Here is a 13,468-nt window from a genome sequence, read left to right on the forward strand (position 1 = left end):
TAAGCCGAAAACGCAAACGTTAATGCAATATGAAGAAGAATATTTTTGCCCTTTTTTTCTTAGTTATTTCAATAAGCTGGGCCCAACAAAGGCAATTTGAAATCAAATGGCAAGAAGCCAAAGTTTTAGAAACTGATTATTCTAGAATTGAAATACCATCATTTGATGAAAAGCACTTCAGTTTTGATGATAACAATGGTATAAAATATTTCAATCAATGGGAAACCTCGGTGCCAGTTGATGAAAATTCTGCCCAAATCACTAATATTGTTTATGAAACTATTACGAAAAGCGATTTAAAGCAACTGGACGAATCCTTAATTCCAACCAATCATCAATTATATCTTGGCAATGCCTTTGCTAGAAACCAGCAGTTTGTTTATCTAGAATTATCTCCTATTATTAATGATAGCGGAATTTTTAAAAGAATAAAGAGTTTTTCAATTAATTACAATTCAACCGCGGAAAATCGCAATATTGAATCTTTTAGGAATACAAGTAATACCTCACAATTATCTAATTCGGTTTTAAGAACGGGTAATTGGTTTAAATTTTATGTTACAGACTCTGGCGTTTACAGGCTCAATAAATCATTTTTAAATGCATTAGGTGTAAATACGAATGGTGTAGATCCGAGGACGATAAAAATTTATGGCAACGGTGGCCGAATGTTACCGCTACTTAATTCAGAAGAATATCCTATTGATCTCACTGAAAATGCCATAAAGTTTATAGGTGAGGAAGACGGTAATTTTGACAATGGTGATTTTATTCTCTTTTATGCTGAAGGCGTCAAAGGTTACAGTAATGAAAGTGATACTCATAACAATATTTATACAGACAGGTCTTATTATTATGTAAACATAAGTTCAGGTTTTGGAAAACGTATTCAACCAATGCCTCAGCCGCAAACCGATGCTGATTTGGTAGTGGATACTTTTGACGATTATCAATTTCATGAAAACGACGAGTTTAATTTGGTGAAACTTGGCCGTCGGTGGTTTGGTGATCGATTCGACATAGAAACCGAGAGAAATTTTGAATTCACATTTCCTAACTTAATAAGTTCAGAGCCTGTAACATTGTCAATTAAGGCAGCTGCTGTTTCACCTCAGGTGTCTAATATGAGTGTTACCGCGAATGGACAGCAAGCCACTAATTTAAATTTTTCAGCAGTTGATTTTTCTAGTGCTGTATTAGCAAGTGGGAATTCATTCACGGGGATAATCAATCCTTCTTCTGAAGTTATTAATGTTAATGTAACTTACAACAATAACGGCGTCCCAGCAGCTGTAGGATATTTAGATTATATTTTTATTCGAGCCACCAGAGCTTTGCGTTATGCAGGTGAACAACTTTTTTTTCAAAAAAATAATGTTGCCAATACTGGTGGCGTTGTAGCTTATCAAATTTCAAATGCACAAGCAGTAAATGAAGTTTGGGACATAAGCGACAGATTTAATGTCACCAATGTTTTAAATGAAGATTCTTCTGCAACTTTTGATTTTAAAGCGCAGGCAGGAAGCAGCCGAAAATATGTTGCTTTTTCAAATAATAACGCCCCAGAGCCATTAAGAGACAATAGCGCCGCCGTCGCAAACCAGGATTTAAAAGGCAGTATCTTTTTAAATCAACAAGGTGAATTTGAAGATGTTGATTATTTAATAATCGCACCTCAGTTATTTTTATCACAAGCTCAAAGACTAGCCAACATAAATAACAGGGTATATAATTTAAATGTAAAGGTGGTTTCTCTCGAAAATATTTACTTAGAATTCAGTTCTGGAAACCAAGATATTGCAGGTGTTAGAAATTTTATCAAATATGTTTATGGTAATGCAAGCGCTCAAGATAAGCGTTTAAAATATGTATGCTTATTCGGCGACGGATCTTACGACTATAAAAACCGTATTCAGAATAACACCAATTTTGTACCCTCTTGGTACGCCTTAGAAAGTTTCAGTCTCACAAGTTCTTTTGTGTCTGATGATTTTTATGGAATGATGGACCCAAATGAAGGAACGCTATCAGCCAATAACAGATTGGATTTAGCCGTAGGAAGAATTTTGGCCGATTCACCGCAACGCGCTAGAGATTTGGTTGACAAGATTGATACCTATCACGCCAAAGAATCTTTTGGAAGTTGGCGTAACAATATAATTATGATTTCAGATGATGTTGATGAAGCTTGGGAACGAATTTTACAAGGAACTACCGACGATATTGGTAACAGTATTTCAGCACAAAGTCCTTTTTTCAATGTAGTTAAAATTCACACTGATGCATTTCAGCAAGCGTCATCCTCGGCGGGAGACAGGTATCCAGAAGTTAATGGCGCTATTAAAGATGCTATTGAAGTAGGTGCGATTCTAGTTAATTATTTTGGCCATGGCGGTGAAGATTTTTTGGCTAAAGAGCGAATTTTTGATAAAAATGATGCGCAATCCATTAGTAATGATTGTAAGTTTAATTGTTTTGTAACCATCACCTGTGAGTATACAAAATTTGATGACCCAAATCGACCCACGGCTGGTGAATTTACCTACTGGAACAAAAAGGGCGGTGCCATAAGTTTAGTGACTACAACAAGACAAATATTCGTTAGCGTTGGAGTTTCCTATAATATTGTATTTTCAAATTACATATTCGAAACTATTAATGGGGAATATCCGTCTATTGCCGAAGCATTGCGTCTTACAAAAATTGATCCTTCAGTTGCAGGAATAGCTCAAAAGCGTTTGGTATTTTATATTGGTGATCCAGCGATGAAATTATCTATCGCGAAGCCAGACATAAGGCTTACACATATAAACGATGTGTCAGTTGCCGACAATCCAAGTACTTTGCAAGCACTCGGTTATGTAAAACTTTCAGGACAAGTGACAGATGCTTCAGGAAATTTACTTAATAATTACAGTGGAAAACTTTCCGCAACGGTTTACGATAAACCATTAGAGCGGGAAACACTGGCGAATGATGGCGTGCAATTAGCTGGGCAACTTATTAAATTAAATTTTGAAACCTTAGGTCAAGTTATTTTTAGAGGACAAGCTACGGTAACAAACGGTCAATTTGAATTCGATTTTATAGTTCCAAGAGATATCGGTATTCCGGTGGGTGAAGGAAAGGTAAGTTTTTACGCCACCGATACCAATGTAACTTCCGATAAAACAGGATCAAGCTTCGCTATTAATGTTGGTGGGATTAATGAAAATGCAGCCGAGGATAACATTGGGCCGGTTATAAATCTTTATATGAACGACGAAAATTTTGTAACAGGTGGCATAACTAACGAATCGCCAACCCTATTAGCAAAACTTTACGATGATAATGGTATAAACACTTCCAGCGGTATTGGGCACGACATAGTTGCAGTTTTAGATGGCGATGTGGCCAATCCTTTCATTCTCAACAATTATTATCAAGCCGATGTTGATGATTTTAAAAACGGTACCGTCTCTTATCCATTCAGGGATTTAGAGCCTGGTTTACACACATTAACCCTAAAAGCGTGGGATGTTTATAACAATTCATCAACTGCCGAAATAGAATTCATGGTATTTGACCAAAATGAAGTATTAAAGATTGATAATGTTTTAAATTATCCTAACCCATTTGTTAATTACACCGAATTTTGGTTTAATCACAATAGTTCAACACCTTTAGACGTTTCAGTACAAATATTTACTGTTTCAGGCAAATTGGTTAGAACCCTTAACGGCCAAACCATGGGAGGCACAAAAGCTGTAAGTGCCTTATCTAAGGATATTGTATGGGACGGTAGAGACGACTTTGGTGATAAAATCGGTAAAGGCGTATACGTTTATAGGTTAAAAGTGCGTTCTAACAGTCTCAATAAAGAAGTTGAAAAGATTGAAAAACTTGTAATACTACAATAAAAAATTATATTTGCTATCCATTAAAGCCTTGCTATAGGGTATTATGAACTTAAAATTACTTATGAAGAATTACGCTTTAAACATCATTGCTCTTGCCTCAATAAACCTCTTTTTTGCTCAAAGTTCATTTGAAAATTTTCCGAATCCGAACGATTCGCGTGTCATAACGACTGGTGTGCCATTTATGTTGATAGCGCCTGATGCGCGTGCCGCTGGTATGGGAGATATTGGCGTAGCAACATCTGTAGATGGTTTCTCTCAACAGTGGAATGCTGCGAAATACGCATTTTCAGAAGCCAAATCAGGTATCGGTTTAAGTTACACGCCGTATTTGAGTAGATTAGTAAACGACATTTCAATAGGCTATGTTACTTATTTTAATCGACTTTCGGAAAACAGTGCTATCTCAGGAAGTTTTAAATATTTTAGTTTAGGTGATATCACCTTAACCCAAGGCCCAAACGATCCAGGGTTAAATGTTAAACCAAATGAATTTACGGCAGATATTGCCTACACCTTGAGATTGACAGATCAGTTTGCAATGGGCGTTACTATGCGCTACTTAAGATCGGATTTAAGAATCAATCAAATAGATCCAAATGCCAATGCAGCGAGTACCTTTGGGGTTGACATTTCAGGATACTATCAAAGCGAAGAAGAAGCTTATAACGATTTCAATGGCAGATGGAGAGGTGGTTTCGCAGTTCAGAATTTAGGTCCAAAATTTAGATATGATGATGGTGGTCGCGAAAACTTTCAACCAACCAATTTAAGAGTGGGCTTAGGGTTTGATTTTATTTTTGATGATTATAACAAATTAGGAATCACGTCAGAGTTTAGTAAACTATTAGTGCCAACGCCACCTATTTTTGGTGATAGAATTGAATATATCGATGATAACGGCAATGGTCGATACGATGAAGGTGAAGATACATTTGTAAACGAAGAAAACAATGTAATTCTATCTGGGCAAAGTAACGATGTAAGTTTTATCAGCGGAATTTTTCAATCATTTGGGGATGCTCCAGGCGGATTTAGTGAAGAGTTAAAAGAAATTACTTGGGCGCTTGGCGCAGAATATACCTATCAAGATTCATTCGCTTTACGCGCGGGTTATTTTAATGAAAGCGACGAAAAAGGTGCCAGAAAGTTTTTTGCCTTAGGTGCTGGTTTTAAATACACTACCATCAATATTGATTTATCTTATTTATTCTCGGCCTCACAAGTACAAAGTCCGTTAGAGAATACTTTGAGATTTTCGTTGACCTTCAATTTTGGAGATAAAACCTATACAGAATTTTAGAAGATTTTAAATAATTATAATCAATAACTATTGTCAAAAACAATGGTTTTTCTGGCTTAAAACATTTTCCAAGAAAAACGTGTATCGATTCAAGCGATTATCAATCGAATAAAACCTTTTATCTTTAAACACAAAATTAAATTAAAGAACCACTATTGAAAGAATTACAAATCACCACGAATCTTCAGGTATTTGAAAGTTTGAACGAGCTGCCAAAACCAGTTAGAGAACTAATGCAAGCTGCTTCCGAAGCGAGACAGAAAGCTTACGCACCATATTCAAGTTTTAGTGTAGGTGCAGCAATTCTTTTAGATAATGGCGAAATTATTACTGGAAGCAATCAAGAAAATGCATCCTTTCCATCAGGCTTGTGTGCCGAAAGAACGGCCATTTATTATGCAGGTGCAAAATACCCAAATAGAATAATGAAAACCATGGCCATTATAGCCGGTTCTCAAAATCACAAAACAATCACGCCAATACCGCCATGTGGTGCTTGCCGACAAGCCATTGCCGAATACGAAATAAAGCAAGCGCAACCCATTGAGCTTTACTTTATGGGCGAAGAAGGCGAGATTATTAAATCAAATTCCTTGGCTAATTTGCTGCCATTACTCTTCGATAAAAACGTACTGTAACTACAAAGTTAAAAGCAGAACGAATTTCGTACAATTTTTTAGTAATTAGCGTTTCTTCGTTAGTAACTAAAGTACTATTTTTGTAATTCCTTTAAACAAACGTAAAAGGTTATCAATGCAGAAAATCACAAAAGAAGTTTACCTTAAATGGTACGAGGACATGTTGTTCTGGAGAAAGTTTGAAGACAAACTTGCTGCCGTCTACATTCAACAAAAAGTAAGAGGGTTTTTACACCTTTACAATGGTCAAGAAGCGGTTCTTGCTGGTGCATTGCACGCAATGGACCTCACTAAAGATAAGATGATTACAGCCTACCGTAACCACGTTCAGCCTATTGGTATGGGTGTAGACCCGAGACGTGTTATGGCCGAACTTTACGGCAAAGCAACAGGAACATCCCAAGGACTTGGTGGTTCTATGCATATTTTTTCGAAAGAATTCCGTTTTTATGGAGGTCATGGTATCGTTGGTGGTCAAATACCTTTAGGAGCTGGAATTGCTTTTGGTGATAAATACCACGGCGTAGATGCTGTAACGTTATGTTGTTTTGGCGATGGTGCGGCTAGACAAGGTTCTTTACATGAGACCTTTAATATGGCTATGCTTTGGAAACTTCCTGTAGTTTTTGTTTGCGAAAATAATGGTTACGCTATGGGAACTTCAGTTGAACGAACCGCTAATCATACGGAAATTTGGAAATTAGGTTTGGGTTACGACATGCCGTCAGGCCCAGTAGATGGAATGAATCCTGTAAAAGTAGCTGAAGCATTCGATGAAGCCATTGGTAGAGCAAGACGTGGCGATGGACCAACATTTTTAGAGTTAAAAACATACCGCTATAGAGGTCATTCTATGAGCGATGCGCAACACTACAGAACGAAAGATGAGGTGGCCGAATATAAAAAAATTGATCCTATTACGCAGGTAAAAGATATTATTCTTGAGAAGAAATATGCTACCGAAGATGACATCAAAAAGATAGATAAACGCGTTAAAGATTTGGTGAATGAATGTGAAAAATTTGCCGAAGAATCACCTTATCCTGAATTAAACATCATGTATGATGCCGTTTACGAGCAAGAAGATTACCCATTTTTAAAACACAAAATATAAATTATGGCCGAAATTATAAACATGCCTCGATTAAGTGATACTATGGAAGAAGGTACTGTGGCCACTTGGTTAAAAAAAGTTGGCGACAAGATTGAAGAAGGTGACATCCTAGCAGAAATTGAAACCGACAAAGCAACTATGGAATTCGAGTCGTTTCATCAAGGAACGCTCCTACATATAGGCGTTCAAGAGGGCGAAACAACCAAAGTTGATGAATTATTAGCCATTATTGGCGAGGAAGGTGAAGATGTTTCTAGCTTAATAAATAGTGCCAAGGCATCTAATGATAACGATTCAGACAAAGAAAAAGCCAAGGAACAAAATAAAGAAGCGGAGTCAAAATCTGAGGAAATTAAAACCGAGGAACCAAAAAATAAGGAATCAAAACCCGAATCAGTTGAAATTCCTGAAGGTGTTACCGTAGTTACCATGCCGCGATTGAGTGATACTATGGAAGAAGGGACCGTGGCAACTTGGCTGAAAAAAATTGGCGATGAAGTGAGTGAAGGCGATATCTTAGCCGAAATCGAAACCGATAAAGCCACGATGGAATTTGAATCTTTCCAATCAGGCACACTTTTACATATCGGTTTAAAAGCAGGCGAAACTGCCAAAGTTGACGAACTCTTAGCCATTATAGGTCCAAAAGACACTGACGTTTCTAACATAGCTAAGAATTTTTCCACAACTTCAGCTTCTGATTCTGAGGAAAAAGTTAAGGCGCCAAAACAAGAAACCACAAAACAAGCGGAAGCTCCGAAAGTAGAAACTAAAACTGAGACTAAACAAGAAACGCAATCTAACGATTCTGTTAATGGTAGAATATTTGTTTCACCGCTTGCCAAAAAAATGGCCGATGAAAAAGGTATTCAGTTATCTCAAGTAAAAGGAAGTGGCGACCAAGGAAGAATAGTTAAAAGAGATATAGAAAATTTCACGCCTGCAGCATTGCAAGGCGTTGGTTCTACTGCTAAATTTGTGTCTTCAGGGCAAGAGGATTTTGATGAAAAACCAAATTCTCAAATGCGTAAAGTAATAGCTAAAAGACTTGCCGAATCAAAATTCACGGCACCTCATTATTACTTGAATGTTGAGTTCGATATGGATAATGCTATTGCGTTTAGAGCACAGTATAACTCTTTACCAGATACAAAAATATCATTCAACGATATGGTGGTGAAGGCTTGTGCGTTGGCTCTAAAAAAACATCCACAAGTTAATTCTCAGTGGTTTGCTGATAAAATGAAACTCAACAACCACGTTCACATTGGTGTAGCTGTGGCGGTAGAAGATGGTTTGTTAGTACCTGTGGTGCGGTTTGCTAATGAGCAAAGTTTACCTCAAATAAATGCAGCGGTAAAAGATTTTGCTGGTAGAGCGCGTAATAAAAAGCTTACACCACAAGAAATGGAAGGCAGCACTTTTACCATTTCAAATTTAGGTATGATGGGTATAGAAAGTTTCACTTCAATAATCAACCAACCTAATTCGGCTATCCTGTCTGTAGGTGCGATTATTGAAAAGCCAGTTGTTAAAAATGGCCAAATAGTAGTTGGTAATACGATGAAACTAACCTTAGCTTGTGACCACCGAACAGTTGATGGCGCTACAGGTTCAGAATTTTTAATAACATTAAAAGGATATATCGAAAATCCGTTGACAATGCTGTTGTAAAAGTAGCATTGTTTTAATAAGTTAAATCCCGTTTTGCAACTGCGAAACGGGATTTTTTTTAAATTTACATAAAAAAAAGCGTGAAAAACATAATTATCACAGGTACTAGTCGCGGGATTGGTTTTGAATTGGTAAAACTATTGGCTCAACAAGGACATCAAATACTTGCATTATCTAGAAACTCTAAGCCTGTCGAACAGTTAAATCTAAATAATGTTAGCTACTTTAATTTTGACTTAGCACAGCCTTCTCAGTATGCTGAGATAGAGTCATTCATCAAATCGAATTGGAAAACCGTCGATATTCTTATTAATAACGCAGGAGTATTACTAAACAAGCCATTTGCAGATACTTCTTATTTAGATTTTAAAAGTGTTTACGATACCAATGTTTTTGGTGTGGCAGAAATGATAAAAACGGTGCTACCATTTTCCAAAAGCGATACACATGTGGTTACTATCAGTTCGATGGGTGGTATACAAGGAAGTTCAAAATTCCCGGGATTGGCGGCATACAGTTCGAGTAAAGGCGCTGTTATTACACTTTCCGAATTATTAGCTGAGGAATATAAAGAAAATGGTCCAAGCTTTAATGTATTGGCTTTAGGTGCTGTTCAAACAGAAATGTTAGCGGAGGCTTTCCCTGGATATCAGGCACCTACTTCGGCCGCAGAGATGGCTGCTTATATTGCTGAATTCGCCATTAACGGTCATAAATATTATAACGGCAAGGTTTTACAAGTCTCAAATTCTACACCTTAATTTACTTAAAATAATTTTAATGATGTGAAAACTACTTTTGCAAAAAATATACAAGCGTTAACTGTAGTGGCTATAGTTTTTATGCCAATTCAATCTTTCAAAGCTCAAAATTTTGAAAGGATTGAAGCAACTAGCTCATTAAACTCCTTAAGAGAAAATAATGGTGTTGCCGTTGCTGATTATGATCAGGATGGAGATTTAGATATTTTTGTAGTGGCGAAAGCAAAGGACAACAATAACAATCCAATTACCTTAAGTAAGTTATACCGTAATAATAATGACGGTTCGTTTACCGATGTTACAGAAGCTTCGGGATTAATAAATTTATATTCAGAATTAGAAGATCCAGGAACCTTTTTTGGTTTGGCTGGTTACAAATTTGGCGCTTTTTGGGGAGACTATAATAATGATGGGTTTCCCGATATTTTCTTCACGTACTTAGATAAGGTTCAATTATTTAGAAATCAAGGTAATGGCGTTTTTGTAGAGGTAACAGTGCCAGCTGGTATTGAAAGATTTAATGGTTGCGGTAATACCAATGCTTTATGGTTTGACTATAACAATGATGGTTTTTTAGATTTGTTCATTAGTGATTGGCGTCGTTGTAGTAGTAATACACTCTATAGAAACAACGGAAATGAAACATTTACAAATGTGACAGAAACTGTTGGAATTTCATCTTTTCCGAATCATTACAGTTATACAGCGTTACCTTACGACTTTAACGAAGATGGATTCATGGATATCTTTCTAATGAATGATTTTAGTGCACCTAATCAGTTGTTTATTAATCAAGGTGGAAATTCTTTTACTGAACAAGCTGCAAATTATGGTGTCAATCAGGCCGTAGATGCTATGGGTTTAGCCATTGGAGATTTTAACAATAACGGTAGCTTTGATTTTTATATTTCTGCCATTGACGAAAACATATTGCTTCAAAATAATGGTTCAAATAACTTTACCGATGTAGCTCAGTCCCTGGGAGTAAGAGAAACCGGCTGGTCTTGGGGAACTAAATTTGCTGATTTTGACTTAGACGGTGATGAGGATTTAATTGTAGTTAATGGTTTTGAATTTGGAAGTTTTGGATTTGGGGACGAAAACACTGCTGAAAATAATTTTTATTTTGAAAATAATTTAAGTCAAGGTGCTCAAGGTTTCACAGACGCTTCGGCGACTTCAGGATTTAACGCAGAAACTGTAAGTGTTGAAGTTTTGGACTTTGACTATGATAATGATGGTGATTTAGATGTCTATATTTCCAATGCGGATAGGTCTTCATTTTTTTATGAGAATAAGCTCATAAACTTTAATGAGGAGCACAGTTTTAATTGGTTTAAAATAATTTTAGAAGGTACTATTTCAAATCGTGATGCTATTGGCACAAAAATCAAAGTTACAACCGCAGAAGGTAATTTTATTCGCTATTACAGTGGCGTTGGGTTTTTAGGCCAAAGTCTTAAGCCGGTTCATTTTGGGTTAGATCAATCATCTGAAATTTTAAGTATTGAAATAACTTGGCCTTCTGGGCTTGTTGAAACACATCAAAATTTAACTTCTAACGTCACCATAAAGGCAACAGAAGGTCAAGGGTTTGTAGTATTAGACATTCAACCTAGTCAGAAAATATTTGGTTGTACAGATCCAAATTCATGTAATTACAATTCTAATGCCACTCTAAATGATGGTTCATGTTCATACCTTGAATCCAATCAGATTATTGGCAATATATCTTCGGGTTATTATTCTTTACAAACCTATTCTTATGCAATAGCACCCGATTCCGAAGCTATGTGGGAAGTTATAGGGGGCGAAATAATTGAAGGTCAAGGCTCTGGTACTATTACAGTACTTTGGGAAATTGAATCGGAAGGCACTGTTACGGTTCAAGAACTAAACCAACAGTGCAATGGGTTGCCAGTGCAACTTAATGTTGAATTAAGTATTGATGAACTACCTGAAAACATCTCGATTGCCCGACTATGGAACGAAGCATTACTGGCGTCTATAAGAAGTGATTTTGCACGTCCGAATGTTCATGCAAGAAATTTATTTCATAGCAGTGTTGTGATGTATGATATTTGGGCTGTTTATGATGAGCGGGCTAATCCTTATCTTCTTGGTAATATTATCAATAATTTTAGCAGTAATTTAGAAGAATTTTTACTAATCGAAAGTGTTGAAGAATCAAGAAAAAAAGCGATTAGTTATGCCATGTACCGCTTGTTGTCACATAGATTTAGAAATTCACCTGGAGTCGAAAAATCTCAAGCGCGATATGATTTAATCATGAGTCAACTTGGTTACGAAATCAGTTATACATCAACTAATTATCAGTTTGGAAATGCGGCAGCATTCGGCAATTATGTTGCGCAGGTAATGATAAGCTATGGAAACAATGATAAGTCTAGAGAATCTTCAGGTTATAATAATGCTTTCTACCAACCAATAAATCCACCAATAATTTTAAATGAGTATAACAATGGTGAAGTAGTTGATATAAATAGATGGCAGCCTTTAACTTTTAATACTTTTATTGACCAAAGCGGCAATTTAATTACAGGTTCTACTCCATCATTTTTAGGGCCAGAATGGGGAAGTGTTCACACCTTTGCACTAAATCAAAACGATAAAACGACGTTTCAACGTGACGGAAATACATATTCAGTTTACCTCGACCCTGGTGCACCACCACAATTAAATTTAACGAACAACGACCAAGACAGCGATAATTTTAAATGGAATTTTTCTTTGGTTTCTGCGTGGAGTGCTCATTTAGATCCTGCAGATGATGTAACCATAGATATTTCTCCAAATAGTATTGGAAACATTGATATATCTCAATTTCCAACAGACTTTAGTAATTATGATAATTTTTTCGATTTAATTCAAGGAGGTGATATATCGGCAGGTCACAATATCAATCCAAAAACAAATCAGCCATACCAAACACAAATGGTACCAAGAGGAGATTATACTAGAGTTCTGGCAGAGTTTTGGGCAGATGGTCCAGATTCTGAAACACCTCCAGGACATTGGTTTACAATATTGAATTATGTAAATGATCAGCCAGAATTAGAAAAAAGATTTAATGGTTCAGGTGAGATTTTAGACAATCTAGAATGGGATGTAAAATCTTACTTTATTTTAGGTGGTGCAGTTCATGACGCAGCCATTGCAGCTTGGGGCGTAAAAGGATGGTATGATTATGCAAGACCCATTTCGGCCATTCGATACATGGCGGCTTTAGGCCAAAGCACCAATGCCTCGTTACCAAATTATCATGTTGCTGGCTTACCGCTTATACCCGGTTATATTGAAGCAGTTGAGGTTGGCGATCCACTAGCAGGATTAAATAATGAGAATGTAGGCAAAATCAAAGTTTACGCATGGCGCGGTCATGATTTTATAAGTAATTCCGCAACAGATATAGCTGGTGTTGGATGGATTCTTGGTGAGCGTTGGTGGCCATATCAACGACCGTCTTTTGTTACGCCACCTTTTGCGGGGTATGTTTCTGGGCATTCAACTTTTTCAAGGGCAGCAGCTGAGGTTCTAACTTTAATTACTGGCGACGAATATTTTCCTGGTGGAATGGGCGAGTTTATGGCTAAAAAAGATCAGTTTTTAGTATTTGAAAAAGGACCTTCGGTCGATGTTAAGCTTCAGTGGGCAACCTACCGTGATGCCTCCGATCAAACTAGCTTATCAAGAATATGGGGTGGTATTCATCCACCAGCCGATGATATTCCAGGCAGAATAATGGGAAATATTGTAGGAAATAAAGCATTTAATTTTGCCGTTCCTTACTTTAATTCTCAAGCGTTGAATGTGGATAATCAAGAAATAAAAATGTATCCAAATCCTGTAACTCAAAATATAATAAATATTACAAATACAAATTTGGATGATATATTTGAAATTTATGATATTAACGGTAGAAGTATCAAAATTCGAAATGTAGTATACAACGAATTTACACGCACTTCACAAATCACTTTACCTGAATCGGTGGTTACCGGTCTTTATGTTTTAAAAACCAAAGGTCAATCTAAAGTGCTTATTGTAAAAAATTAAAA

General features: G+C 36.5%; 7 protein-coding genes. All 7 read left to right on the forward strand.

The annotated features are described in order from the left end of the window. The first annotated feature begins 29 nt into the window (after positions 1-29). The 7 genes from porU to V7Z48_RS06020 all read left to right on the forward strand — a co-directional run bounded on the left by porU (position 30) and on the right by V7Z48_RS06020 (position 13,466). A complete protein-coding gene (gene porU / locus V7Z48_RS05990; RefSeq protein WP_334112491.1) occupies positions 30-3,899 on the forward strand; it encodes a type IX secretion system sortase PorU in 3,870 nt (1,289 codons plus the stop codon). Between the two features lie 61 nt (positions 3,900-3,960). Next, positions 3,961-5,202: a type IX secretion system outer membrane channel protein PorV gene (porV, locus tag V7Z48_RS05995; protein ID WP_334112492.1), complete on the forward strand. Its 1,242-nt coding sequence runs from the start codon at positions 3,961-3,963 to the stop codon at positions 5,200-5,202. A gap of 155 nt (positions 5,203-5,357) precedes the next feature. Further along, positions 5,358-5,840 carry a cytidine deaminase gene (gene cdd, locus V7Z48_RS06000; RefSeq protein ID WP_334112493.1) on the forward strand — a complete coding sequence of 161 codons (483 nt, stop codon included), beginning with the start codon at positions 5,358-5,360 and terminating at the stop codon, positions 5,838-5,840. A 115-nt stretch (positions 5,841-5,955) separates the two neighbouring features. Continuing rightward, complete coding sequence (pdhA, locus tag V7Z48_RS06005; RefSeq protein ID WP_334112494.1) at positions 5,956-6,954, forward strand: pyruvate dehydrogenase (acetyl-transferring) E1 component subunit alpha; 999 nt, start codon at positions 5,956-5,958, stop codon at positions 6,952-6,954. 3 nt (positions 6,955-6,957) lie between these two features. Beyond that, on the forward strand, positions 6,958-8,628 hold the full coding sequence (locus V7Z48_RS06010) for a pyruvate dehydrogenase complex dihydrolipoamide acetyltransferase (RefSeq protein WP_334112495.1): 1,671 nt from the start codon (positions 6,958-6,960) through the stop codon (positions 8,626-8,628). An 80-nt stretch (positions 8,629-8,708) separates the two neighbouring features. Further along, positions 8,709-9,389 (forward strand): SDR family NAD(P)-dependent oxidoreductase, encoded by a 681-nt coding sequence (locus tag V7Z48_RS06015; RefSeq protein WP_334112496.1) that lies wholly within the window; start codon positions 8,709-8,711, stop codon positions 9,387-9,389. A 24-nt stretch (positions 9,390-9,413) separates the two neighbouring features. Further along, entirely contained in the window at positions 9,414-13,466 is a 4,053-nt protein-coding gene (locus tag V7Z48_RS06020) for an FG-GAP-like repeat-containing protein (protein WP_334112497.1), read from the forward strand. Positions 13,467-13,468: the final 2 nt, after the last annotated feature.

The sequence above is a fragment of the Paucihalobacter sp. genome, assembly GCF_036825875.1.
In the GTDB taxonomy this organism is placed as follows: Bacteria; Bacteroidota; Bacteroidia; order Flavobacteriales; family Flavobacteriaceae; genus Paucihalobacter.